Raw genomic sequence first — 25,619 nt, 5'->3', positions numbered from 1 at the left:
AGAGTCTTCCACACCCCGGTCTCAATCCTGGTGCTCTCGAAGAAAGCCATACTGATATTTAGAGCTGCGCACGACGAAGGGCCCGGCATCCACTCGGATGCCGGGCCCTTCGTCTGCGCGTCAGAGCGGGTGGATCAGGTCGCGGACTTGGATCCGCGGCTCTTGTTGAACACGTCGAACGCGACGGCCAGCAGGAGCACGAGGCCCTTGATGAGCTGCTGGTACTCCGTGCCGAGGCCGAGCAGCGACATGCCGTTGTTGAGCACGCCCATGATCAGACCACCGATCATGGCGCCCGTCACGGTGCCGATGCCGCCGGTGACGGCCGCGCCGCCGATGAACACCGCGGCGATCGCGTCGAGCTCGAAGCCGTTGCCGGCGCTCGGGAGGGCGGAGTTGCTGCGCGCGGTGAAGGCGATGCCCGCGAGCGCCGCCAGGAAGCCCATGTTCACGAAGAGCAGGAAGTCCACGCGCTTCGTGTTGATGCCGGACAGCTGCGCGGCGTTGAGGTTGCCGCCTCGGGCGTAGATGTGACGACCGAAGATGCTGCGGTTCATCACCGCCGTGTAGACGAGCACGAGCACGGCGAGGATGAGCAGCACGATCGGCGTGCCCTGATAGCTGGCGAGCAGGTACGTGATGCCGAGCACGAGGATCGCGATGGTGGCGAGCTTCGTGATGAACCAGCCGAAGGGCTCGTCCTCGAGGTTGAGCTTGACGCGGGCACGACGCTCGCGGAGCTGCTGCGCGACGAGGAAGATCGCGGCCAGCACGCCCAGCGTGACGGTGACCCACTCGAGGTAGGAGGTGCCGCCCGAGGGGTCGGGCAGGAAGCCCGCGCCGACGGACACGTACTCGTCCGGGAACGGCGTGATGGGGCGGTTCTGGAGGACGATCTGCGCGAGGCCGCGGAACGTGAGCATGCCGGCGAGGGTCACGATGAACGCGGGGATGCCGACGTACGCCACCCAGAAGCCCTGCCAGGCGCCGATGAGGCCGCCGATCACGAGGCTCGCGATGATCGAGATGTACCAGGGCCATCCCCAGCTCACCGCGAACACGCCGGATACGGCGCCGATGAGGGCCACCACGGATCCGACCGACAGGTCGATGTGGCCGGCGATGATGATCATCACCATGCCGATCGCGAGGATCAGGATGTAGGCGTTCTGGACGACGATGCTCGTGACGTTGCGGGGCTCGAGGAGCGTCCCGTCGGTGAGGATCTGGAACAGCACCACGATCGCGATCAGCGCGATGAAGATGCCGATCTGCCTGAGGCGACTGACGAGGAAACCCGCCACACTGCTGAGACTGGACATGCTTGCTATTCCTTTTCCTTGGTCATGTAGGACATGAGGCTCTCGGGGGTCGCCTCGGCGATCGGCAGCTGTCCCGTGATCCGCCCGGCGGAGAGGGCGTAGATCCGGTCGCAGATGCCGAGCAGCTCGGGCAGCTCGCTGGAGATGACGATGACCGCCTTCCCCTGAGCGGCGAGCGCGTTGATGATCGTGTAGATCTCGTACTTGGCGCCGACGTCGATGCCGCGGGTGGGCTCGTCGAGGATGAGCACGTCCGGGTCGGAGAACATCCACTTGGAGAGGACGACCTTCTGCTGGTTGCCGCCGGAGAGCTTCCCGGTGATGGCGCCCACGCTCGGGGCCTTGATGTTCATCGACTTCCGGTAGCCGTCTGCCACCACGTACTCCTGGTTCGCGTCGACCCAGCCGGCCTTGGCCAGCTTGTCCAGGGCGGCGCCGGAGATGTTGCGCTTGATGTCGTCGATGAGGTTGAGGCCGTAGTGCTTGCGGTCCTCGGTGGCGTAGGCGATGCCGTGCTTGATGGCGTCGCCGACCGTCTTCGCCTGGATCTCCTTGCCCCGCTTGTAGAGCTTCCCGGAGATGTTCGCGCCGTAGGAGCGGCCGAAGACGCTCATCGCGAGCTCGGTGCGGCCCGCGCCCATGAGGCCGGCGATGCCGACGACCTCGCCCGCGCGGACGTTGAGGTTGGCGTGGTCGACGATGACGCGGGAGTGCTCCTGCGGGTGGTGGACCGTCCAGTCCTCGATGCGGAGGACCTCCTCGCCGATGTCCGGCGTGCGGTCGGGGTAGCGGCTCTGCAGGTCGCGGCCGACCATCCCCTTGATGATGCGCTCCTCGCTGATGGAGTCGCGTGCGAGGTCGAGGGTCTCGATGGTCTTGCCGTCGCGGATGATCGTCACCGCGTCGGCGATCGCCTTGATCTCGTTCAGCTTGTGGCTGATGATGATGCTCGTGATGCCCTGGCCCTTGAGGTGCTTGATCAGGTCGAGCAGGTGGGCGGAGTCCTCGTCGTTCAGCGCCGCGGTGGGCTCGTCGAGGATGAGGAGCTTCACCTCCTTGGAGAGGGCCTTCGCGATCTCCACGAGCTGCTGCTTGCCCACGCCGATGTCGGCGATCCTGGTGGCCGGGTTGTCACTCAGCCCGACGCGGGCGAGGAGCTTCGCGGCCTCCACGTTGGTGGCGTTCCAGTCGATGAAGCCGCCCTTGGAGATCTCGTTGCCGAGGAAGATGTTCTCCGCGATGGAGAGGAAGGGGCTCAGCGCGAGCTCCTGGTGGATGATCACCACGCCCGACTTCTCGCTGTCGCGGATGCTGGAGAACTTGACGACATCGTTCTCGAGGACGATGTCGCCGTCGTAGGAACCGGCCGGGTAGACGCCCGAGAGGACCTTCATCAGGGTCGACTTGCCCGCGCCGTTCTCGCCGCAGATCGCGTGGCACGTGCCGCGCGTGACCTCGAGAGTGACGTCCTGCAGCGCCTTGACGCCGGGGAACGTCTTGGTGATGCCGCGCATCTCGAGAATGTGGTTGGCCATGGCCTGCCTCACTTGTGTGGATGGTGGTGCCGGGTACCCGGCGGCGGTGCTGCGGGCGGCGGGTGACCGTCACCCGTGATCCGGCCGGCCGCGGTGCGCGGCCGGCCCGACCCGGTGGAGGCCGGTCGACGCGAGCGTCGACCGGCCGGGTGCGCCGCCGGGGCGGCGCGGGAGGGGACTACTCGCCCTTGTCGATCTCGTCCTGCGTGTAGTAGCCGCTGTCCACGATGACCTCGACGAGGTTGTCCTTCGTCACGGTCACGGGGGCGAACTGCTTGGTCGGGACGTCCTTCACCTTGTTGTTGTAGGAGTCAGGAGCGTCGGGCGTGCCGCCGGTGAGCAGGTCGTCGACCATCGTGACGGCCTCCTTGCCGAGCAGGCGCGTGTCCTTGAAGATCGTCGAGTACTGGACGCCGTCGAGGATGAGCTTGTCGGACGCCTTCTCGCCGTCCTGGCCCGTGATGATCGGCATGGCGTCGCTGGCGACGCCGGCCGAGGTCAGGGCCTGGATGATGCCGCGCGACAGGCCGTCGTACGGCGAGAGGACGCCGTCCGGCTTGGCGCCGCCGGGGTACGAGCCGGAGAGCAGGTTCTCCATGCGGGCCTGCGCGCCCTCCTGCTTCCACTGCTGGATCGCGACCTGGCTGAAGTCCGACTGGCCGGAGCCGATCGTGACCTGGCCGGACTCGAGGAACGGCTTGAGGACGCTCATCGCGCCGTCGTAGAAGAACTGCGCGTTGTTGTCGTCCGGGCTGCCGGCGAAGACCTCGATGGTCTTCTTCTCGGTGCTGCCGGTGGCCTTGCCGTCGGCGTCCACGAGACCGAGGCCCTGCAGGAGGGAGTTGCCCTGGAGCACGCCGACCTGCTGGTTGTCGAACGTCGTGTAGTAGTCGACGTCCTCGGTGCCGTTGATCAGGCGGTCGTACGCGATGACCTTGACGCCGTCGTCGGCCGCGGTCTTGAGGACCTGGGTCAGCGCGGTGCCGTCGATCGACGCGACGATGAGCGCCTTGGCGCCCTTGTTGAGCATCGTCTCGATCTGCGAGATCTGGTCCTGCACCTTGTCGTTGGCGTACTGCAGGTCGACCTTGTAGCCGAGCTTGGTGAGCTGGTCGTTGACGTTGTTGCCGTCGTCGACCCAGCGCTCGCTCGTCTTGGTGGGCATGGCGACGCCGACGAGGGCGCCCTTGTTGTCCTCGGTGCCGCCGGCGCTGCCGCCGCGGCCTCCGCCGCCGGAGCAGGCGGCGAGGGAGAGGGCGATGCTCGTGGCGGCGATGCCGACGAGGACCTTCTTCATCTTCACGGTCGTGTCCTTTCGTACTGCTGCTGTGAGGCGCTCTCCCGGCTTCTGCGCCGGATGCGCACCCCTGGTGTGGGTGTTACAGGCCCTGGGCCAGGCGGTGGTACGCCTGGTTCCAGCGGACTTCCTTGGTGAAACCCTTGAGGGTCGTGTCCTCGTCGATGACGAGGAGCTCGGTGCGCGCGATCTCGGCGAAGTCCTCGAAGACCTCGACGCCGACCTGCGTGCTCATGACCGTGTGGTGGGCGGCGCCGGCGGTGAGCCACGCCGCTGCGCTCGTCGCGAGATCCGGCGCGGGCTTCCACACGGCACGGGCGACGGGCAGGTTCGGGAGCGGCTCGTCGAGCGGCACGACCTCCACGACGTTGGCGACGATGCGGAACCGGTCGCGCATGTCGCTCATCGCGACGACGACCGCGGGGCCGGGGTCGGTGTCGAAGACGAGGCGCACGGGGTCCTCGCGCCCGCCGATGCCGAGCGGGTGGATCTCGAGGCTCGGTCGGCCGGTCGTGAGCGTGGGGCAGATCTCGAGCATGTGCGCGCCCAGGATCTTCTCCTCGCCGGGGACGAGGTGGTAGGTGTAGTCCTCCATGAGGCTCGCGCCACCCGGGAGCCCGGAGCCCATGACCTTCGCCGCGCGGATCAGCACGGCCGTCTTCCAGTCGCCCTCGGCGCCGAAGCCGTAGCCCTCGGCCATGAGCCGCTGCACGGCGAGGCCGGGGAGCTGGCGGAGGCCGCCGAGGTCCTCGAAGCTCGTGGTGAAGGCGCCGAAGCCGCCCTCCTCGAGGAAGGAGCGGAGGCCGACCTCGATGGCCGCTCCGTAGCGGAGCGACTCGTGGCGCTCACCGCCGCGCCGCAGCTCGGGCTGGATGTCGTAGAGGGTCTCGTACTCATCGACCAGCGCGTCGATCTCGGCGTCGGTCGCCGCGTCCACGCGCTCGACGAGGTCGTTGACGCCCCACGTGTTCACGGAGACGCCGAACTTGAGCTCGGCCTCCGTCTTGTCACCCTCGGTGACCGCGACGTTGCGCATGTTGTCGCCGAAGCGGGCGACCTTGAGCTCGTGCACGGCGGCCCAGCCGGCGGCGGCGCGCATCCACGTGCCGATGCCCTGCCGCACCGACTCGGTGCTCACGTGGCCGACGACGGTCTTGCGGACGACGCCGAGGCGCGACTGGATGTAGCCGAACTCGCGGTCGCCGTGCGCGGCCTGGTTGAGGTTCATGAAGTCCATGTCGATGCTGCTCCAGGGCAGCGCGACGTTGGCCTGCGTGTGCAGGTGGAGGAAGGGCTTCTGCAGGACGTCGAGGCCCTGGATCCACATCTTCGCGGGGCTGAACGTGTGCATCCACGCGATGAGGCCGATGGTGGCATCGCTCGCGTTGGCCTCGAGTGCCATGCGGCGGATGCTGTCGGAGTCCTTGAGGACGGGCTTCCAGACGACGCGGACGGGGATGTCCGACGCCTCCTCGAGCTGCCGGGCGATCTCCTGCGACTGCTCGGCGACCTGCTGGAGGGTCTCCTCGCCGTAGAGGTTCTGGCTGCCGGTGAGGAACCAGACCTCGTAGTGGTCGAGGGACGTGGTGATGCGGCTCACTTCAGGGCTCCTTGGGGTGCTTGTCCGTAGACGTTCTGGTAGCGGTCGAACAGGGAGTCGACGGCCTCCACGGGGAGGGGGGTCGGCTCGCCGAGCTGGCGGGAGATGTGCACGGTGCGCGCCACGTCCTCGACCATGACGGCGGCCTTCACGGCGTCCTTCGCGTCCTTGCCGATGGTGAAGGGCCCGTGACCGGCCATCAGCACGGCGCGCGAGCGGTGCCCGGTGAGCGTCTCGACGATGCCGCGGCCGATCGAGTCGTCGCCGATGATCGCGAACGGGCCGACGGGGATCTCGCCGCCGAACTCGTCCGCCATCGCGGTGATGACGCACGGGATGGGCTCGCGACGGGCCGCCCACGCCACCGCGTAGGTGGAGTGCGTGTGGACCACGCCGCCCACCTCGGGCATGTTGCGGTAGACGTACGCGTGCGCCGCGGTGTCGCTGGAGGGGGCGTTGCGGGAGCCGGGGGTGTCCGGGATCACGTTTCCGTCGAGGTCGCAGAGGATCATGTTCTCGGGGCTCAGGTCGTCGTAGCTGACGCCAGACGGCTTGATCACGAAGAGGTCGGCGCCGGGGACGCGGCCGGAGACGTTGCCGCCGGTCCAGACCACGAGGCCGTAGCGCACGAGCTCGCCGTGCAGGCGGGAGACCTCGGAGCGGACGCGGGCGACCGCGACCTCGATCTCGGGGGCGAAGTTGCTCACGCGCGGGCCTCTCTCTTCAGCGACTTGAGCCGCTTCATGACGTCGTTGGCGCCGCGACCGAAGTAGTCGTGCAGCGTGGAGTACTCCTCGTAGAGGCGGTCGTAGGCCAGCGCGCGCTCCTCGTCGGGCTGGTACCTGCCGCGCTCGACCTTGCCCATGGCGTCCCCCGCGACGCGCACGTCCGGGTAGGCGCCCGCGGCGACGGCGGCGTGGATGGCGGATCCGAGCGCCGGGCCCTGCTCGCTCGTGATGACCGAGATGGGGAGGCGGAGGATGTCGCTGTAGGCCTGCATGAGGAACGCGTTCTTCAGCAGGCCGCCCGCGACGATGAACTCGGTGACGGGGACGCCCGACGCGGCGAAGGTCTCCACGATCTTGCGCGTGCCGAACGCGGTGGCCTCGAGCAGCGCCCGGTAGACCTCCTCGGTGCGCGTGGTGAGCGTGGTGCCGACGACGAGTCCGGAGAGCTCGTGGTCGACGAGCACCGAGCGGTTGCCGGAGTGCCAGTCGAGCGCGACGAGGCCGTGGCCGCCGACGGGCTGGTCGGCCGCGAGGTCGGTGAGGTGCTGGTGCACGCTCTTGCCTGCGGCAGCGGCCTCCTCGGCGTAGCGCGCGGGCACCTGGTTCTTGACGTACCAGGCGAAGATGTCGCCGACGCCGGACTGGCCGGCCTCGTAGCCGTACAGCCCCGAGACGATGCCGCCGTCGACGACGCCGCACATGCCGGGGACCTCGGTGAGCACGTCGCTGTTCATCACGTGGCAGGTGCTCGTGCCCATGATCGCGACCATCTGGCCGGGCTCGACGGCGCGGGCGACCGGCGCGGTGACGTGCGCGTCGACGTTGCCGACCGCGACGGCGATGCCCTCGGGCAGGCCCGTCCAGGCTGCGGCCTCGGCCGAGAGCGTGCCGGCGGCGGATCCGAGCTGGCCGATCTCGTGCGCGACCTTGTCCTCGGCGAAGGACGCGAAGTCGGGGTTGAGCGCGCCGAGGAACTCAGCGGTCGGGTACTCGCCGTCCTGGAGGATGCCCTTGTACCCGGCGGTGCAGGCGTTGCGCACGTAGCTGCCGGTGAGCTGCCAGACGATCCAGTCGGCCGCCTCGACCCAGTGCTCCATGAGGCCGTACAGCTCCGGGTCCTCCTCGAGCAGCTGGAGGCCCTTGGCGAACTCCCACTCGCTGGAGATGAGGCCGCCGTAGCGGGCCAGCCACTTCTCGCCGCGCTCCTCGGCCAGCGCGTTGATGCGGTCCGCGTGCGACTGCGCCGCGTGGTGCTTCCAGAGCTTGACGTAGGCGTGGGGGCGATCGGCGTATCCGTCGACCTCGTTGAGCGGGGTGCCGTCGGCGAGCGTGGGCACCATGGTGCACGCGGTGAAGTCGGTGCCGATGCCGATGACGCGGGCGGGGTCGATGCCGGCCTCGCGGATGGCGGCGGGGACGGCCTGCTTGAGCACGTCCACGTAGTCGCTCGGGACCTGCAGGGCCCACTCGGGCGGCAGCTGCGCGCCGGTCGCGGCGAGCGTGTCGTCCATCACCGCGTGCGGGTAGTCGAGGACGCCGGAGCCGAGCTCGACGCCGTCCGAGACGCGCACCACGACGGCACGGCCGGAGAGGGTGCCGTAGTCGACGCCGATGACGTAGCTCTCGGCCTCTGTGCCGGGCTGGGCCTCGGCTGCGGTGCTCGTGGGGGCGCTGGGCACGGGATCGACTCCTTCGTCTGCTGCGTGGCGATCCGGGAAGACCACCCTCCGATGTGAACGGTCACATCAGCGGATGTCACTCTACACACGCGCGGGATCGACCTGTCAACCCGAGAGGCCGCGCCCCCTCGAAGTGGGGCGTCGGCGGCTGGGAGGGGGCGTCGGCCGGGTCGCCGGGTCAGTACGAGGGCGGTCCCGTCGACGCCCGGACGACCAGCTCCGGTGTGATCGTGCCGCGGTACCTGTCCCCCGTGCCGCCCATGCCGTCGAGCAGCAGCGCGACGCAGCGGCGTCCGACCTCGGCGAAGTCCTGGCGGACGGTCGTGAGGGGCGGCCAGAAGTGCGACGCCTCCGGGATGTCGTCGAAGCCGACGATGCTGATGTCGCCCGGCACGTCGAGGCCCGCGTCGCGCACGGCGTGGATGAGCCCGAGGGCCATCTGGTCGTTGCTGGAGAAGATCGCCGTGAAGTCGCGGAGGCGCAGCATCTCGCGGCCCGCGTAGAACCCGAACTCCGCGGTCCAGTCGCCGAGGATGGGCGCGGTCGTGGGCACGTCGGCGGCCGACATCGCGTCGAGGAAGCCGCGCATCCGCGCCTCCGCCTCGACCCAGTCCTGCGGGCCGGCGAGGTGGTAGATGTCGCGGTGGCCGAGCTCGAGCAGGTGACGCGTGGCGAGTCGGGCGCCCGCGATCTGGTCGACCGAGAGGTCGTGCGCGTCGCCGCGGCCGTCGCTCTGCATGGTCACGTACGGGACGTCGAGCGACATGCTCGCGATCACCTCGCGCACGCGCACCTGCGGCGCCACTACCACGAGGCCCTCGACGGCCTGGTCGACGAGGTGGCCGAGCGCGACCTGGATCGCGGCCTCGTCGGACGAGGGCAGGTTGGTCGTCGTGACCAGGTACCCGGCCTCTCGGGCGGCCTCCTCGATGGCCGCGATGGACGACGCGGGACCGTACTGGGAGCTCTGGGCGGTGAGCACGCCGATCGTGCGGGACCGGCTGGTGACGAGGGCGCGGGCCGCGCGGTTCGGCCGGTACTGGATCTGCTCCATCACGTCGAGCACGCGCTGGCGGGTCTCCGCGCGGAGCGAGGGCGAGTCGTTGAGCACGCGCGAGACCGTCTGGTGCGACACCCCGGCGAGGCGCGCGACGTCGCGGATGCTGGGCGCCCTGCCGCGCGGCGTCTCCGTCGTCATCATCGACCCCGTCTCCGTGCGGGCATCCGCCCGACAGCGCCCCGTGGCGCAGGTGTCACATTGTCACATGTGACTGTCACATGCCGCATGCGGACGGAGGGGCCGCGGCCGGGAGGGGCGCGCGCCGGGGTCGGACGCCTGCGGCAGACTGGTCGTCCACCCGACGAGAGGCACCACCTGTGACGATCACCGCCGCGGCAGACGGATCCGCGCTCGGCAACCCCGGACCCGCCGGCTGGGCCTGGTACGTCGACGACGAGCACTGGGCCGCGGGCGGCTGGGCGCACGCGACCAACAACCAGGGCGAGCTCAAGGCCGTGCTGGAGCTGTTCCGGGCCACGGCCCACCTCGACGACGACCTGCTCGTGCTCTGCGACAGCCAGTACGTCATCAACTCGGTCACGAAGTGGATGCCCGGCTGGAAGCGCAAGGGCTGGCGGAAGGGCGACGGCAAGCCGGTGCTCAACGTCGAGCTGCTCAAGGAGATCGACGCCGAGATCCAAGGCCGCCGCTACCGCTTCGAGTGGGTCAAGGGCCACGCGAACCACCCGCTGAACGAGGCCGCCGACGTGCGGGCGCGCGCGGTGGCGACCGCGTTCCAGGGCCGGAGCACGATCCCCGCTGGCCCCGGCTGGGCGGGCCACGACGCCGACGCGTCCGGATCCCCCGACGACGCGACGGAGACCGCGGCCGTCGCGGCCGACGCCGAGCGCGCGGCCGATCCCGTGGCAGCGGCGGCGGAGGAGCTGGAGGCCGAGGCCCCCGCGCAGCCGGGCCTGTTCGACTTCGACGCGTTCGACGAGGAGATCGCGCCGGAGCCCGGCGACACCACGCTCACGATCGCGCTCGATCGCGACACGATGGCGCGCCTCAGCGCCCACGCCCGCGAGCGCGGAGTGAGCGTCGACGAGGCCGTGCGCGAGCTGCTGCCCTGAGGGCTGCGCGGCCCGCCGCCCATCGAGGCGGCGGGCCGTTCGCGACTAGTGCTTGCTCTGCTTGAGGGCCTTGCCGAGCGCGCGCTCGAGGTCGACGACGAGGTCCTCGACGGACTCGATGCCGACCGACAGGCGCACCAGGTCGTCCGGGACCTCGAGCGGCGTGCCCTTCACGGACGCGTGCGTCATCTCGGACGGGTAGCTGATGAGCGACTCGACGCCGCCGAGCGACTCCGCGAGCTGGAACACGCGCGTGCCCTCGACGACGCGGCGCGCGGCCTTCGCTCCCCCGCGCACCTGGAACGAGATCATGCCGCCGAAGCCCGCCATCTGGGCCTTCGCGATGTCGTGTCCCGGGTGCTCCGGGAGGCCCGGGTAATTAACGGCCGTGACGTCGGGGTGCTGCTGCAGGAACGCGGCGATCTCCTCGGCGTTCGCGGAGTGCCGCTCGACGCGGACGGCGAGGGTCTTGATCCCGCGCGTCGTGAGCCAGGCGTCCATGGGTCCGGAGACGGCGCCGACCGCGAACTGCAGGAAGCCGACCTTCTCGGCGAGCGCGTCGTCGTCGAGGACCACGGCTCCGCCGAGCACGTCGGAGTGGCCGCCCAGGTACTTGGTGGTGGAGTGCACGACAACGTCGGCGCCGAGCGTGAGCGGCTGCTGGAGGTACGGCGAGGCGAACGTGTTGTCGACGACGACCACCGCGCCCGCCGCGTGCCCGAGGTCGGCGAGCGCGCGGATGTCGCTGATCTTCATGAGCGGGTTGCTGGGCGTCTCGACCCAGAGGACCTTGGCGGGGCCCGATCCGAGCACCCGCTCCACCGCCGCGAGGTCGCTCATGTCGACCGTCTCGACGACGATCCCCCAGTCGCCGAGCACGCGCGTGAGGAGGCGGTAGGTGCCGCCGTACACGTCGTCGCTCAGCACGATGCGGTCGCCGGGGCGCGTGATCGCGCGCAGCAGCGTGTCCTCGGCGGCGAGTCCCGAGGCGAACGAGAACGCGTGCCTCCCCTTCTCGAGCGACGCGAGCAGCTCCTGCAGTCCGGTGCGCGTGGGGTTGGCGCTCCGCGCGTACTCGTAGCCCTCGCGGAGCCCGCCGATGCCGTCCTGCACGAAGGTGCTCGTGAGGTAGAGCGGCGGGATGACGGCGCCCGTGGTGGGATCCGGGTCCTGTCCGGCGTGGATCGCGCGGGTGTCGAAGTCGTGCTTGTCGCTCACGGGGACTCGTCTCTATGGGTCGGGAGGGGTGCTGGTGCTGCGCCGGTGGATCAGTCGGTGAGGTAGGTCAGGAGGTCGTGCCGCGTGAGCACGCCCACGGGCTTGCCGCCGTCGCTCACCATGAGGGCGTCGGCGGATCCGAGCGCGCTCCACGCGTCGGGCACGGTCTCGTTCACGCCGATGAGCCCGAACGCCGCGCCCGCGAACGGGCCGACCTGGTCGGACAGCTGCGCGCGGCCGCTGAAGACGAGCTCCAGCAGGCTGCGCTCGTCGACCGCGCCCGCGACCTCGCCCATGACGACGGGCGGCTCGGCCGAGAGGACCGGCAGCTGCGAGACGTCGTACTCGGTCATGATGCGGATCGCGTCGCGGATCGTGTCGTTCGGGTGCGCGTGCACGAGGTCGGGCAGGCTGCCGGTCTTGGCGCTCATGACGTCGGCGACCGTGCGCTGGCCGTTGACGCGGGCGAAGCCGTACGACTGCATCCACTTCTCGTTGAAGATCTTGCCGAGGTAGCCGCGGCCGCCGTCGGGCAGGAGGATCACCATGACGTCGTCGGGGCCGAGGTGCTTCGCGGCCTTGAGCGCGGAGACGACGGCCATGCCGCTGGATCCGCCGACGAGCAGGCCCTCCTCGCGGGCGAGCCGCAGGGTCATGTCGAACGACTCCTGGTCGCTGGATGCGATGACCTCGTCGACGACGTCGGGGTCGTAGGCCGCCGGCCAGAAGTCCTCGCCGACGCCCTCCACGAGGTAGGGGCGGCCGGTGCCGCCGGAGTAGACGGATCCCTCGGGGTCGGCGCCGACGATGCGCACGCGCCCCTCGGAGACCTCCTTGAGGTAGCGGCCGACGCCGCTGATCGTGCCGCCCGTGCCGACGCCCGCGACGAAGTGGGTGATCTGCCCCTCCGTGTCGCGCCAGATCTCGGGACCCGTGGTCTCGTAGTGGCTGAGCGGCCCGTTGGGGTTCGAGTACTGGTCGGGCTTGAAGGCGCCGGGGATCTCGCGCGCGAGCCGGTCGCTCACCGAGTAGTAGGAGTCGGGGTGGTCGGGCGCCACGGAGGTGGGCGTGACCACGATCTCGGCGCCGTACGCCGTGAGCACGTTCCGCTTGTCCTCGCCGACCTTGTCCGGCAGCACGAACACGCAGCGGTAGCCACGCTGCTGCGCGACGAGCGCCAGGCCGACGCCGGTGTTGCCCGAGGTGGGCTCGACGATCGTGCCGCCGGGCTCCAGCTTGCCGTCGCGCTCGGCGGCGTCGATGATGCGCGTCGCGATGCGGTCCTTGGCGCTGCCGCCGGGGTTCAGGTACTCGACCTTCACGAGCACGGTCGCCGAGATCCCCTCGACCACCTTGTTGAGCTTCACGAGCGGGGTGTTCCCGATGAGGTCGAGGATCGTGTCGGCGTACTTCACGTGAGGTGGCGCTCCCGGTGTCAGGTGTGCGGTCCGGTGGGCTCCGCTCGTCCAGTGTAGGCGCGCGCCTCCGCCGTGTTACGGGGCCGGAGCGCCCCGCGCGGGCAGGGTCCGTCCAGGCCGAGCCGGTATCCTGGCCGCACATTCCCCAGCAGAGAAGGACCCTCCGTGGCGCGACGCGACGACACCACGCCCTCCGGCGACGAGAGCGGGCGGCCCGTCCCGCCGACCGCCAAGCAGGCCCAGAAGGACCTCACGGTCAAGCAGCAGCGCGAGGCCCGCCGCGCCGAGAAGGTGGCGGCGCTGAAGAGGCAGCAGGACCGCGCGCGCCGCAACCGGCTCATCGGCATCATCACGGGATCCGTGGCCGCCGTCGCGGTGGTCGCCGTCGTCATCGGGGTGGTCGTCTCGACCGGCACACCGAAGCAGGATCCGGCCGACATCTCGATCGAGGGCCTCCGCACCTGGGACTCGCTGCCCAGCACCCACGTGCAGACCCCGGTCGACTACGCCGGCCTGTACGAGGGCATGAGCCCGCCCGCCGGCGGCGAGCACAACCCCATGTGGCTCAACTGCGGCATCTACGACCAGCCGCAGCCCAACGAGAACGCGGTGCACGACCTCGAGCACGGCGCCGTCTGGATCACCTACGACGCCGCGAAGATCACCGGCGACGACCTGTCGAAGCTCCAGAAGTACGCGGAGTCGTTCGGCGGCTACGTCACGATGTCGCCGTACGACGGCCTCGACACCCCCATCGCGCTGTCCGCGTGGGGCGCGCAGGTGAAGGTCGACTCGATCGACGACCAGCGCATCAAGGACTTCATGGCCAAGTACTGGAAGAGCCCGAACGCCCCCGAGGCCGGTGCGGCGTGCACCGGCGCCCTCGAGGGCGAGGGCCGGGTCGGCTGACCGTGACCGACCGCGGAACGGGCGGATCCGACCGCCAAGAGGACGGCGACGTCGTCGTCGACCACGTCCCGGACGACGACATCCGCGAGGAGGAGCTCGAGGGCCTCGTCGCGCACGGCGAGGCGACGCGCGCACGCGGCCGCCGGATCCGCATCGGCCTCGCCGCAGGCATCGTCGCGGTGGCCCTGGTGGTCGCCGGCCTCCTCGTCGGCCGCGTCACCGCGCCCGTCTCGGCCCTCACGCCCAGCACGAACAGCGCGGAGGCCGGCTTCTCCCGCGACATGCAGGTGCACCACGAGCAGGCCGTGCAGATGTCGCTCATGATCATCGACCGCACGGACGACCCCGAGGTCAAGCTCATCGCGCAGGACATCGCCCAGGCGCAGGCCCAGCAGGCCGGCCAGATGTACGCGTTCCTCACCTCGTGGGGCCTCGACCAGGCGCCGTCCCAGCCGCGCATGACGTGGATGACGCTGCCGACGCTCGACGGCAAGACCGACCACTCCTCCATGGACATGACCCCGGGCGCGACCATGCCGGGCCTTGCGTCGCAGGCCGACCTCGACGAGCTGCAGTCGCTCACGGGCGTGGAGGCCGAGCGCAAGTTCCTCACGCTGATGATCGCCCACCACCGCGGCGGCGTCGAGATGGCCCAGGGCCTCCTCGACCGCTCGCGGAACCCCCTGGTGACGGACCTCGCCAACGGCATGGTCATGATCCAGGACAAGGAGATCCTCTACATGCAGCAGCTGCTCGACGCCCGCTCCTGAGGCACACCGCCGCACCGCCCGTCCGCCGTCGCGGGCGGGCGGTCGTGCGTCCGGGTCAGGCGGCCGCCGTGCGCTGGTCGCTGTAGAGCCGCGCGTACTCGCCGCCGCGGGCGAGCAGCTCGACGTGCGTGCCGCGCTCGACGATGCGGCCGGCGACGACCACGAAGATCACGTCGGCGTCCACCACGGTCGAGAGCCGGTGCGCGATCGCGATCGTGGTGCGGCCGCGCGACGCCGTGTCGAGCGCACGCTGCACGACGCGCTCCGAGATCGCGTCGAGCGCGCTCGTGGCCTCGTCGAGGATCAGCACGGCCGGGTCCTTGAGCAGCACGCGGGCGATGGCGATGCGCTGCTTCTCGCCACCGGACAGCCGGTAGCCGCGCTCCCCCACGAGCGTCTCGTAGCCGTCGGGGAACGACTCGATGGTCTGGTGGATGTTCGCGGCGCGCGCCGCCTGCTCGATCTGCTCCTGCGTGGCGTCCGGGCGCGCGTAGCGGAGGTTCTCGCCGATGGTCGCGTGGAAGAGGTACGTCTCCTGGCTCACGATGCCGATGTTCTCCAGCAGCGACTCCTGCTCGAGGTCGCGCACGTCCTCGCCGGAGAACAGCACACACCCGCCGGTCACGTCGTGGAAGCGCGGGATGAGGTACGACACCGTGGTCTTGCCCGCGCCCGACGGCCCCACGAACGCCGCGAACTGGCCGGGCTGGATCTCGAACGACATGCCGTCGAGGGTGGGCCGCTCGCCGGGTCGCGTGTCGGGGTAGGAGAAGCGCACGTCGTCGAACGCGACGCGGCCGAGGGCGGGGCCTGCGGCCACACGACGGGCGTCGTGCCGGTCGCGGATCGCGGGCTCGAGGTCGAGGTACTCGAAGATGCGGGCGAACAGGGCGCCGGAGGTCTGGAGGTCGAGCGCGACGCGCATCAGGCCGATGAGCGGCCACATGAGCCGCGCCTGCACGGTCGTGAACGCCACGATGGTGCCCGCGGTGACGCTGACGCCGCCCGTGATGAGGAAGCCCGCGACCACGTAGACGATGGCCGGGATGATCGACAGGAAGATCTGCACGAGCGCGAAGAACCACTGGCCGCTCATCTGCTGGCTGACCTGCAGCCGGATCTGGGTGCGGTTCTCGGCCTCGTAGCGCTCGGTCTCCGCGGCCTGCCTGTTGAAGCTCTTCGACAGGAGGATGCCGGACACCGAGAGCGTCTCCTGCGTGATCGCCGTCATGTCCGACAGCGACTCCTGCGTCTTCGACGCGATCCGCGCCCGCACCTGGCCCACGCGCCGCTGCGCGATGACGAGCACGGGCATCAGCACGACGGCCACGAGGGTCAGCTGCCAGTTGAGCACGAGCATCGCGACGAGCGCCGCGATGACGGTCACGGTGTTGCCGAGCACGCTCGAGACGGTGTTGGTGAGGACCGCCGCCACTCCGCCCACGTCGTTCTGCAGCCTGGACTGGATCACGCCCGTCTTCGTGCGCGTGAAGAAGCCGAGCTCCATGCTCTGCAGGTGGCGGAACAGGTCGACCCGCATGGATCCCATGACCCGGTTGCCGACCGTCGCGGTGAGGTACGTCTGCCACACGCCGAGCCCGGCGCCCGCGACCCAGATGGCGATCATGATGGCGACGAGCTCGACCAGGACGGGGATGTCCGGGCCGCCGGTGGGCGGGAAGAGCCCGCGGTCGAAGGCCTGCTGCGTGAGCAGCGGCGGCACGACCGTGAGGCCCGCGCCGACCAGCACGAGCGCGATCGTGAGGACCAGCGCCCGGCGGTGGGGCTGGAAGAGCTCCACGATCCGGCCCAGCAGGTTCTCGACCCGCGGAGCCTCGGCGTTGGCCCTGCGCTGCGCCTCGGCGTCGGCCGCGCTCACCCGTCCGCCGCGTCCGCCGCCCCCGCGCATCCCGCCGCCCGCGGCGATGTCGCCCATCCTCGTCATTCCGGCGATTTTACGCCCGTGGGGGATCTCTTCCGACCACGCCTGCGCCCGCCACGACGACGGCCCGGCCGCCCGCGCGAGCGGACGACCGGGCCGGGTCGGGCGGGTGCGGATCAGCCCTTCGTGGAGCCCGCCAGCAGGCCACGGACGAAGTAGCGCTGGAGGCTGAAGAACACGATCAACGGCACGATGAGCGAGACGAACGCGGCGGCCGTGAGCCGCTGCCAGTCCTGCCCGCGCGTGCCCGTGAGCTCGGCGAGGCGCTGCGTGAGCGGCGCGACGTCCGGGGTGCCGCCCGAGAAGATCAGCGCCACCAGCAGGTCGTTCCAGACCCAGAGGAACTGGAAGATCGCGAACGACGCGATGGCCGGGAGGGCCAGCGGCAGCACGATGCGGAAGAACACCTGGCCGTGGCTCGCGCCGTCGACGCGCGCCGCCTCGATGACCTCGCCCGGGATCTCCGAGATGAAGTTGTGCAGCAGGAAGATCGCGAGCGGCAGCGCGAAGATCGTGTGCGCCACCCACACCGGCAGGTAGCCCTGGTCGGGGATGAGCGGGATCACGCTGTGCACGGCCTCCTGCAGCGGGCGCAGGGTCCGCGTGAACATCTGCAGCAGCGGGATGAGCGCCATCTGCAGCGGCACGATCTGCAGCGCGAAGATCAGCACGAACAGGAAGTTCGAGCCCTTGAACTTGATCCACGCGAACGCGTACGCCGCCATCGACGCGATGACGAGCGGGAACAGCGTCGCCGGGATCGCGATGGCGAGCGAGTTCACGAAGTAGGAGCCCAGCTGCGGCGACGACTGCGAGGTGGAGAGCAGCACGTCCTGGTAGTTGTCGAGCGTGAAGCCCGGGTTCTGGAAGATCGTCCACCAGCCCGTGGTCTGGATGAGGCCGGCCGGGCGGAACGACGAGACGAACAGGCCGAAGGTCGGCAGCGTCCAGAGCACCGCGATGACGAGCGCGGCGACCGTGGCGCGGCGTGACGTGAGCCGGTTCTTGACGCGGCGGCTCTTCGCCCCGACGCTGGCGGCCTGCTCGATGGTGCCGCGGCGCGTCCCGCGGTCCGCGACGGGCAGGTCGGCGGGTGCGACGCTCATCGGATCTCCTTCTGCTTGCTCATGACGCGGACGTTGTAGATGACGATCGGCAGCACCATCAGGAACAGCACGATCGCGAGCGCCGAGCCGCGGCCCTGCTCGCCCGCGCGGAACGCCTGCGTGTACATCTCGTTGGCGATGACGCTCGTGTCGAAGTTGCCCGCGGTCATGGTGCGGACGATGTCGAACACCTTGAGCGTCGCGATGGAGATGGTGGTGACCACCACGACGAGCGACCCGCGGATCCCGGGCAGCGTCACGTTCGTGAAGCGCTGCCAGGCGTTGGTGCCGTCGAGCTGGGCGGCCTCGATCTGCTCGGTCGGCACGCCCTTGATGCTCGCGGAGAGCACGACCATGGCGAAGCCGGTCTGGATCCAGATCATCACGATGATGAGCAGCGCCGTGTTGATGGGCGACGTCTGCAGCCACTGCACGGGCTCCTGGCCGAGCCAGACGAGGATCTGGTTGAGCAGGCCGATCTGCGCGTTGTCGCCCGACTTGTAGTCGTAGACGAAGCGCCAGATGATGCCGGCGCCGACGAACGAGATGGCCATCGGCATGAAGACGAGGGCCTTGAAGTACTTCTCGCCGCGCGACTTGTCGATGAAGACGGCATAGGCGAGGCCGATGGCCGTCGACAGCAGCGGCACGAAGATCACCCAGATCACCGTGTTGAGCAGCGTGCGGAGCGCAGACGGCTGGGTGAACATCCAGACGAAGTTGTCGAACCCGGCCCACTCCCCCGAGTTGTCGCGGAAGGCGAGGAGGGTCGTGCGGAACGCCGGGTAGATGAGGCCGACGGCCAGCAGGATCAGGGCGGGGAGCACGAACGCGCCGAGCTGGACCCAGTCCTTGCCGCGCTTCGGCGCCTTGTCGATGAGGAAGAGGATCAGCCCGATCACCACGGCGAAGACGGCGAGCGCCACCACCACCTGGAGGATCTTGCCGATCAGATCAGCGGTCGTCATGGACGTCTCGCCCTTCGGGTCGGAGGTATGTGGGAGCGGGGCCGCCGCGCGTGCGCGGCGGCCCCGCATGGCCCCGCACGGGTGCGGGAGCCGGTGCCGGCCCGATCAGGGCCGACGGTGGATCAGCCGGCGTCGATCAGCCGGCGTCGATCAGGACGCGGGCCAGCTCGACTCGATGGCGTCGACCGTCTTCTGGGTCGAGTCGCCGCTCAGCCAGCCGACGATCCCCTTCCAGAAGGAGTCGGTGCCGACCGCGCCGGGCATGAGGTCCGAGCCGTCGAAGCGGAACGTCGCGTTCGGGTCCTGCAGGATCTCGATGCTCTGCTTCAGGATGTCGCTCGACGCGTTCGCGGGGTCGAGCCCCTTGTTCGCGCTGATGACGCCCCCGAGGCTCACGCGGTTGTTCGCCCAGGTGTCGCTCGAGAGGTAGGAGAGCACCGCGGTGATCTCGTCGCTCGTCTTGAATGCGCCGACGAGCTCGCCGCCGCCGGTGACGCTCGTCGCGTCGCCCTCGTTCGTGGGCGGCAGGAGGAACGCGTAGACGTCGCCGTCGGGCGAGACCTTGGCGTCGGTGCCGTCGGCCTTCTTCCAGAAGCCCTCGTAGAACGAGGCCTGGTGGTGCAGCGAGCACTCGCCGTCCAGGATCGGGAGGCCGGCGTCGCCGAACTCCGTGGAGATGATCGACGAGACGTCGCCCAGGCCGCCGTTGACGTAGTCCGGGTTCTTGATGATGTCCCCGACCGCGTCGAACGCCTGCACGATGGCCGGGTCGTTGAACGGGATCTGGTGCGTGACCCACTTGTCGTAGGTCTCGGCGCCGGCCTGGCGGATGACGAAGCTCTCGACCCAGTCGGTGCCCGGCCAGCCGGTGGCGTCGCCGGAGCCGATGCCGACGCACCAGGGCTTGTGGTCGCCCTCGGCGGCGATCTTCTTGGTGAGGTCCATGAGCTGGGCGGTGGACTTGGGGATCTCGTAGCCCTTCTCCTCGAACTCCGCCGGCGAGTACCAGACGTAGCCCTTGACGCTCGCCATCAGCGGCGCGCCGTAGAAGGTGCCGTCGACGGTGCCGTAGCCCTTCCAGTCGGTGGACCAGTTCTTGTCGACGTTCTCCTCGACCGCCGCGGGGGCGGGCTGCAGGAAGCCCTTCGTGGCGAGCACGTTGAAGAGGCCCGGCTGCGGGATGATGCCGATGTCGGGTGCCGACTGGCCCTCGGCGAGCACCGCGATCTGCGCCTCGAACTCCTTGGTGCCCTGGTAGTTCACGGTGATGCCCGTGCAGGTCTCGAAGTCCTTCCACGACTCGACGAGGCGGTCGGCCTCGTCGTCCTGGATGGTGCCGCCGATGCTGACCTCGGGGCTGCCGTCGAACGTGCCGTACGACGAGTACGGCGAGCAGTCGGTGTCCGCGGCGTCCTCGGCCGCGATGTCGCCCGTGCAGCCCGTGAGCGCGAGGCCGGCGATGCCGACCGCTGCGAGGGGTGCCGCGAAGCGACGTCGGAATAGGGCGTGGCCCATGTGCGTCTCCTCTTCATCGAGTGGATGCGGGTCTGCCCCGCCGTCCTGTCATGCGCGCGTCGGCGGGTGAGGCGCCGTCGCCTGAAAACCTTTTCGCCATATGGGGAACCGGTTCCACAGGTCAACGTAGGGGAGCTCGCAGGTGACGGCAAGGTCGCTCAGGTAACGAAACGGTCTACCTCGTGGCGTCGGCGTGGGCGCGCGCGCCGCGGATGGTCCATCATCGGACTCGGCCCCCGCGCATCCTGGAACCGCTTCCAGTGCGCGCGTCCGGCGCGACGAGGCGCCGCGGGTCCCGATGGAGGGAGCGCGATGAGCGCCATCGCCGACGTCGCCCGGCTCGCCGGGGTCTCCAAGGCCACCGCCTCGCGCGCGCTCAGCGGCCGCGGCTACGTCTCCCCCGCGACGCGCGCCCGCGTCTCCGAGGCCGCGGCGCAGATCGGCTACGTCGTCTCCTCGAACGCGTCGAGCCTCGTCACCGGCCGGTCGAAGAACGTGGGCGTCGTCATGCCCTTCATCAACCGCTGGTTCTTCGCGGAGCTGCTCGAGGGGATCGAGGAGGCGCTCATCGAGGCCGACCACGACCTCACGCTGTACCGCCTCACCGCTGATCCCGAGCAGCGCCGGAAGGTCTTCGAGTACTTCCTGGTGCGGAAGCGCGTGGACGCGGTCATCGCCGTGAGCGTCGCGCTCACGCCCGCGGAGGTCGTGCGGCTGCGCGCGCTCGACAAGCCGCTCGTCGGGATCGGCGGGCCGGTCGAGGGCATGAGCACCCTGAGCATCGACGACGAGGCCGCGGCGCGCCTGGCCACCGAGCACCTCCTGAGCCTCGGGCACGCGCGCGTCGTGCACCTCGGCGGCGACCTGCACGCGCAGATGGCGTTCTTCGTGCACGCGAAGCGGCTCGCGGGCTACCGGGCCGCGATCGACGCGGATCCGCGCGGGCTCGAGGCGCGGTTCGCCACGGCCGAGTTCACGATCGACGGCGGCTTCCGCTCGGCCATGGCGCTGCTCGCCGATCCGCGCACGCGGCCGACGGCGATCTTCGCCGCATCCGACGAGATCGCCATCGGGACGATCCTCGCGGCCCGGCAGCTGGGCATCGCCGTTCCCGCGGAGCTCTCGGTCGCCGGTATCGACGGGCACGCGCTCGCGCCGCTGTTCGGGCTCACGACGGTCGAGCAGCACCCGCGGCTGCAGGGGCGGGCCGCCGTGGGCCTGGTGTTCGAGGGGCTCGCGGCGGAGGGCGCCGCGGATCGCACCGTGACGGTGCCCGTCGACTTCCAAGCGCGCACCAGCACGACAGCGCCCCCGGCCCCGCCTGCGCCGTGAGGGCGGGCGGGATCGGGGGCGGCGGGATGCGCGGGCCGTGCGTCAGGCGTCGCCGGCGGTGACGGCCTGCGCCTCGTCCAGGGCATCGACCGGCGCCTCGTCGACGCGGCGCAGCCACCGGTGGCCGGCCACCACGATCACGAGGGCGACGAGGACGGATCCGGCTGCGGCGTAGTACGGCGTCGCGTCCGAGAAGAGCTCCGCGAGCTCGGTCGCCGCGGGCGGGGCGATGGCGCCGCCGAGGAACCGCACGGACGAGTACGCGGAGGACGCGACGCTGCGCGGGTGGTCCGTGGCCTCCATCACGCACTCGGTGAGCACGGTGTTGAGGACACCGAGGAGGAGCCCGCCGACGATCACGCAGACCACCAGGCCGATCGAGGAGCGGACCACGAGCCCGGCGGCAGCGAGGTCGACGGCGAGCAGCGGGAGCACGAGCCGGAGGACGGAGGTGCGCGCCATCCGCCGGGTGAGGAGCGGCGCCACGAGCACCGACGTGATCGCGAGCCCGACTCCCCAGCCGAAGAACGTGAGTCCGAGGCCGATGGCGTCGAAGCCCAGCGGGAACGGGGTGTAGGCGAGCAGCACGAAGAAGCCGATGTTGTAGAACAGCGCGGCCGCGGCGAGCACCGCGAGGGCCGGGGTGCGGAGCGCGCGCAGCGGAGCCGAGAGGCGCATGGGCGCGCGGGGCGCGTCGTCCTTGCCGAGGAGGGCGAGGATCGCGACGAAGCCGACCGCCATGAGCGTCGCCGTGCCGAAGAACGGGCCCCGCCAGCTCCAGCTGCCGAGGAGGCCGCCGAGCAGCGGGCCGACCGCGATGCCGAGGCCGAGCGCCGCCTCGTAGAGCATGATCGCGGACGCGGTGCCGCCGGACGCGGATCCGACGATGGTCGCGAGGGCCGTGGAGATGAAGAGCGCGTTGCCGAGCCCCCAGCCGGCGCGGAAGCCGATGACCTGCTCCACGTCCTGAGAGAGCCCGGCCGCAGCGGCGAAGACCACGATGATCGCCAGCCCGATGAGGAGGGTGCGCTTGGCGCCGATGCGGCTGGAGATCCAGCTGGTGATGAGCATGGCGAGGCCGGTGACGAGCAGGTAGCTCGTGAACAGGAGCTCGGTCTCGGTGGCGGTGGCGTCGAGGCTCGAGGCGATGGCGGGGAGGATCGGGTCGACGAGCCCGATGCCCATGAACGCGATGACGCACGCGAAGGCGACGGCGAAGACGGAGCGGGGCTGGCGGAAGATGTCGCGGAACGACGCATGCGGCTGGGTGGACACGGGTGCGGTGTCGCCTCCTGGGATCGGTGCGGATGGATGGGTGCGGATGGGTCGTGCGGTGCCGGCGGTCAGTCGCCCGGAGGCACGTGAGCGCCGTCGACTCGCGCCAGGACCACCTCGACGGCGCGCGCGAGCGCGGCCACGTCGGCGGCCGGGAGGTCGGCGAAGCGCGGCACGAGCGCGGTGGCGAGGCGGTCGCGCCAGTCGTCGAGCGCGGCGCGGCCGGCCGGGGTGATCTCGAGCAGGGTCGCGCGCGCATCGGACGGGTCGGCCACCTGCGCGATCCAGCCCTGCCCGACGAGCGAGCGCACGATCTTGGTGGTCGTGGGCTGCGAGACGCGGCTCCGCTCGGCGAGCACGCCGAGGCGCATCCCGCCCGGCCACGTCACGAGCACCGAGAGGGTGCGCCAGACGGCGGGCGAGCTCGTGCCGCCGACCTCGTGCGCGGCGAGGCGGGTGAGCCGGTGCCCGGCGGTCACCAGGTCGCCGAGGAGGGCGCGAAGGTCGGGATCGGTCATGGGCCAATCATATAGCTCAGCTATGGATATGTCGACCGGGGTACGCGCGGCCCCCGAGCTGGGGGGCAGGGAGCGGATACGCGCACGGCCCGGCTCGCGTGCGGCGACCGCGAGCGGCCTAGCGTGGAGCCATCCCGGCCGGGGCGCTCCGGGCGGCGCGAGGAGGTGCGATGGCCGACAGCCCGACCGTCGACGACCTGCAGCGCGACGTGGACGAGGCCCTCGCGCGCGGGGACGCGACCGCGGCGGCGCAGGCCATCGCCGCGGCCTGGCCGCACCACGTCGATCTGCACCCGCATCGCATCCGCGCGCTCTACGACCGCGTGGCCGCGTCCGCCTGGGAGGACGACGCCTGGCTCGTCGCCGGGCTCGCCGCCTCCTATCGCGGCACCTCGGCGCACGACCGGCGGGCGTCGCTCCCCTACCGCTCGGCCGTCGACCTTCTGCTCACCGCCGACCCGCCACCCGCCCCGCTCGTGCGCGCCGCCGTCCTCGTGCACCGAGCCGCGGGAGACCGGCGGGTCGGGCGGCTCACGGAGGCCCGGGCATCGCTCGCGGAGGCGCGCGAGCTCCTCGACACGGAGCGCGACATGCCCCTGAGCGTGCGGATCAGCCTGCAAGCCGCGGTCGCGCTCCAGGGCGGCCTGGTGCTCGTCCACGTCGGCGCGTTCACCTCCGCGCGCGACGAGCTGCGCATCGCGCAGGGGCTCGCGGAGCGCCACCTCGTGCGCGCCGACCGGCTCGAGTGCTGCGGTGCCCTGGCGTACGTCGCCTACTGCCTGGGCGAGCTCGACGAGGCGCGGGAGCTCGTGGACCGCGCGCGCGCCCTGCTCGCGGATGCGGGCTCCGGGCCGGAGCTCGCGCGGAGCGGCTTCCGCGCCCCGGCGGAGATCGCGGCCACGCTCATCGCCGTCGACGCGACCCGCCGGGACGACGCCCGTACGCACCTCGACGACCTCCGACCCGCCTGCACGGGCACCGACTGGGAGCTGCTCGGCCGCTACGCCGAGGCGACGGTCGCCGCCATCCACGGCCTCCGCCTGGAGGCGCTCGAGCATCTGCGCCGCCTGCACAACCTCGGTACGGCGTGGCAGGAGCACGGTCCCGTGCCGATCATGGCCGACTCGCTGCGGGCATCCCTGCTCGCGCACCTGGGCCAGACCGGCGCCGCGTGGGACCTCGTCCGGACCCTCGCGCCGACCGAGCACCACTCCACGTGCCCGGCCATGGTCGCCGGCCGGCTGCGCGTGCTCGCCGACGACCACCAGGGGGCCCTCACGGAGATGGCCGACTGCCTCGCGCTCGGCGACGCGCACTCGGGGCGCACCCTCGCCGACGTGCTGCTCGTCGTCGCCGCCGCGCACAGCGGGCTCGGCGACCAGGCCCGCAGCGACCACGCCTACGACCGGGCGGCGCGGTACGCGACGACGACCGGGATCCTCCGGCCGTTCGCGGTGTTCCCGGCGGCCGCGTCGTCGGCGCTGCTCGACCGGGCGCTGGAGCGCGAGCAGCCGGCCGACGTGCGACGCATGCTGGAGGGCGTGCGCGCCGACCGCGGCGTCGCCGAGCCGGTGCGCATCGAGACGCTGACCGAGCGCGAGCGCGTCATCGTCGCGTGCCTCGCGGAGCGGCTGACCGTCGCGCAGATCGCGGGTCGCCTCTTCATCTCGCCGAACACGGTGAAGTCGCACGTGCGCAGCGCCTATCGGAAGCTCGACGCGTCGTCGCGCGCCGAGGCCGTCGACCGGGCGCGAGCGCTGGGGCACGACCTGCGCCCGGACGCCACCGCCTTACCCACGCCGTGGCGTCCCGGCGTCCCGCCGATCGCCGCCGGGGACGACGCAGGGCGCCGACCCCCTGAGGGGGGATCGGCGCCCTGAGCGCTGTGCTGTGCTGCGAGCTACTTGACGGTGACCGTCGCGCCCGCGGCCTCGAGCTGGGCCTTCGCCTTGTCGGCGGCCTCCTTGTTGGCGCCCTCCAGGACGGCCTTGGGGGCTCCGTCAACGAGGGCCTTCGCCTCACCGAGGCCGAGGCTGGTGAGGGCGCGCACCTCCTTGATGACCTGGATCTTCTTGTCGCCGGCGGCCTCGAGGATGACGTCGAACGCGGTCTTCTCCTCGACCTCCTCGGCGGGGGCAGCGGCGCCGGCGGCGGCGGCAGCGGCGACGGGGGCCGCGGCGGTGACCTCGAAGACCTCCTCGAACTTCTTGACGAAGTCGCTGAGCTCGATGAGCGTGAGCTCCTTGAAGGCCTCGATGAGCTCGTCGTTAGAGAGCTTTGCCATTGTGTATCTCCTTGGGTTGGTGTGGTGTCTCGTGGATCAGTGCATCGCGCCCCGGGGATGGGACCCGAGG

At 70.7% G+C, this 25,619-nt stretch carries 21 protein-coding genes; 5 read left to right on the top strand and 16 right to left on the bottom strand.

The features are described from left to right. Positions 1 to 134: 134 nt before the first annotated feature. The 7 genes from mmsB to FGD68_RS06440 all read right to left on the bottom strand — a co-directional run bounded on the left by mmsB (position 135) and on the right by FGD68_RS06440 (position 9,362). On the bottom strand, positions 135 to 1,322 hold the full coding sequence (mmsB, locus tag FGD68_RS06470; protein WP_104236158.1) for a multiple monosaccharide ABC transporter permease: 1,188 nt from the start codon (positions 1,320 to 1,322) through the stop codon (positions 135 to 137). A gap of 5 nt (positions 1,323 to 1,327) precedes the next feature. Beyond that, positions 1,328 to 2,857, bottom strand: a complete 1,530-nt coding sequence (gene mmsA, locus FGD68_RS06465) for a multiple monosaccharide ABC transporter ATP-binding protein (RefSeq protein WP_104236157.1) — start codon at positions 2,855 to 2,857, stop codon at positions 1,328 to 1,330. Between the two features lie 178 nt (positions 2,858 to 3,035). Continuing rightward, positions 3,036 to 4,160: a substrate-binding domain-containing protein gene (locus FGD68_RS06460; protein ID WP_104236156.1), complete on the bottom strand. Its 1,125-nt coding sequence runs from the start codon at positions 4,158 to 4,160 to the stop codon at positions 3,036 to 3,038. Between the two features lie 76 nt (positions 4,161 to 4,236). Further along, a complete protein-coding gene (gene araA, locus FGD68_RS06455) occupies positions 4,237 to 5,754 on the bottom strand; it encodes an L-arabinose isomerase (protein ID WP_119373117.1) in 1,518 nt (505 codons plus the stop codon). Beyond that, entirely contained in the window at positions 5,751 to 6,461 is a 711-nt protein-coding gene (locus FGD68_RS06450) for an L-ribulose-5-phosphate 4-epimerase (protein WP_104236154.1), read from the bottom strand. Before FGD68_RS06450 ends, araA begins: the two co-directional genes overlap by 4 nt. After that, complete coding sequence (gene araB / locus FGD68_RS06445; RefSeq protein ID WP_119373118.1) at positions 6,458 to 8,161, bottom strand: ribulokinase; 1,704 nt, start codon at positions 8,159 to 8,161, stop codon at positions 6,458 to 6,460. Before araB ends, FGD68_RS06450 begins: the two co-directional genes overlap by 4 nt. Positions 8,162 to 8,339: 178 nt before the next feature. Beyond that, positions 8,340 to 9,362 carry a LacI family DNA-binding transcriptional regulator gene (locus tag FGD68_RS06440; RefSeq protein WP_119373119.1) on the bottom strand — a complete coding sequence of 341 codons (1,023 nt, stop codon included), beginning with the start codon at positions 9,360 to 9,362 and terminating at the stop codon, positions 8,340 to 8,342. A 176-nt stretch (positions 9,363 to 9,538) separates the two neighbouring features. Here FGD68_RS06440 and FGD68_RS06435 point away from each other — a divergent pair, with 176 nt between their 5' ends. After that, on the top strand, positions 9,539 to 10,294 hold the full coding sequence (locus FGD68_RS06435) for an RNase H family protein (RefSeq protein WP_317207896.1): 756 nt from the start codon (positions 9,539 to 9,541) through the stop codon (positions 10,292 to 10,294). Positions 10,295 to 10,339: 45 nt separating this feature from the next. Here the strand turns inward: FGD68_RS06435 and FGD68_RS06430 are convergent, their stop codons facing one another. Further along, the gene (locus FGD68_RS06430) at positions 10,340 to 11,512 is read right to left on the bottom strand and encodes a cystathionine gamma-synthase (RefSeq protein ID WP_119372768.1); all 1,173 of its coding nucleotides are present in this window, start codon (positions 11,510 to 11,512) and stop codon (positions 10,340 to 10,342) included. 50 nt (positions 11,513 to 11,562) lie between these two features. Continuing rightward, on the bottom strand, positions 11,563 to 12,927 hold the full coding sequence (locus tag FGD68_RS06425; protein ID WP_119372767.1) for a cystathionine beta-synthase: 1,365 nt from the start codon (positions 12,925 to 12,927) through the stop codon (positions 11,563 to 11,565). A gap of 168 nt (positions 12,928 to 13,095) precedes the next feature. Between FGD68_RS06425 and FGD68_RS06420 the strand changes: the two genes are divergently transcribed. Continuing rightward, entirely contained in the window at positions 13,096 to 13,839 is a 744-nt protein-coding gene (locus FGD68_RS06420) for a DUF3105 domain-containing protein (protein ID WP_119372766.1), read from the top strand. Positions 13,840 to 13,841: 2 nt separating this feature from the next. Next, complete coding sequence (locus FGD68_RS06415) at positions 13,842 to 14,609, top strand: DUF305 domain-containing protein (protein ID WP_119372765.1); 768 nt, start codon at positions 13,842 to 13,844, stop codon at positions 14,607 to 14,609. A 55-nt stretch (positions 14,610 to 14,664) separates the two neighbouring features. Here the strand turns inward: FGD68_RS06415 and FGD68_RS06410 are convergent, their stop codons facing one another. From FGD68_RS06410 to FGD68_RS06395, 4 genes are all read right to left on the bottom strand, one after another. Further along, entirely contained in the window at positions 14,665 to 16,545 is a 1,881-nt protein-coding gene (locus tag FGD68_RS06410) for an ABC transporter ATP-binding protein (protein WP_119372764.1), read from the bottom strand. 122 nt (positions 16,546 to 16,667) lie between these two features. Continuing rightward, on the bottom strand, positions 16,668 to 17,657 hold the full coding sequence (locus FGD68_RS06405; RefSeq protein WP_104236145.1) for a carbohydrate ABC transporter permease: 990 nt from the start codon (positions 17,655 to 17,657) through the stop codon (positions 16,668 to 16,670). Beyond that, on the bottom strand, positions 17,654 to 18,625 hold the full coding sequence (locus FGD68_RS06400; RefSeq protein WP_104236144.1) for a carbohydrate ABC transporter permease: 972 nt from the start codon (positions 18,623 to 18,625) through the stop codon (positions 17,654 to 17,656). Before FGD68_RS06400 ends, FGD68_RS06405 begins: the two co-directional genes overlap by 4 nt. 150 nt (positions 18,626 to 18,775) lie before the next feature. Further along, positions 18,776 to 20,140 carry an ABC transporter substrate-binding protein gene (locus FGD68_RS06395; protein ID WP_119372763.1) on the bottom strand — a complete coding sequence of 455 codons (1,365 nt, stop codon included), beginning with the start codon at positions 20,138 to 20,140 and terminating at the stop codon, positions 18,776 to 18,778. A gap of 312 nt (positions 20,141 to 20,452) precedes the next feature. Here FGD68_RS06395 and FGD68_RS06390 point away from each other — a divergent pair, with 312 nt between their 5' ends. Continuing rightward, entirely contained in the window at positions 20,453 to 21,472 is a 1,020-nt protein-coding gene (locus tag FGD68_RS06390; protein ID WP_104236142.1) for a LacI family DNA-binding transcriptional regulator, read from the top strand. A gap of 42 nt (positions 21,473 to 21,514) precedes the next feature. Here the strand turns inward: FGD68_RS06390 and FGD68_RS06385 are convergent, their stop codons facing one another. Together FGD68_RS06385 and FGD68_RS06380 are read right to left on the bottom strand one after the other, a co-directional pair. Then, entirely contained in the window at positions 21,515 to 22,747 is a 1,233-nt protein-coding gene (locus FGD68_RS06385; protein ID WP_119372794.1) for an MFS transporter, read from the bottom strand. A gap of 68 nt (positions 22,748 to 22,815) precedes the next feature. Beyond that, entirely contained in the window at positions 22,816 to 23,265 is a 450-nt protein-coding gene (locus FGD68_RS06380) for a MarR family winged helix-turn-helix transcriptional regulator (protein ID WP_104236140.1), read from the bottom strand. Between the two features lie 170 nt (positions 23,266 to 23,435). On the opposite strand from FGD68_RS06380, the gene FGD68_RS06375 reads away from it, so the two are divergent. Further along, entirely contained in the window at positions 23,436 to 25,145 is a 1,710-nt protein-coding gene (locus FGD68_RS06375) for a LuxR family transcriptional regulator (RefSeq protein ID WP_119372793.1), read from the top strand. Between the two features lie 20 nt (positions 25,146 to 25,165). On the opposite strand, the gene rplL is transcribed toward FGD68_RS06375, so the two are convergent. After that, positions 25,166 to 25,549: a 50S ribosomal protein L7/L12 gene (rplL, locus tag FGD68_RS06370; RefSeq protein ID WP_104236138.1), complete on the bottom strand. Its 384-nt coding sequence runs from the start codon at positions 25,547 to 25,549 to the stop codon at positions 25,166 to 25,168. Between the last annotated feature and the right edge of the window lie 70 nt (positions 25,550 to 25,619).

It is taken from the genome of Clavibacter californiensis (assembly GCF_021952865.1).
In the GTDB taxonomy this organism is placed as follows: Bacteria; Actinomycetota; Actinomycetes; order Actinomycetales; family Microbacteriaceae; genus Clavibacter; species Clavibacter californiensis.
This window is presented reverse-complemented; position numbering and strand designations above follow the sequence as displayed.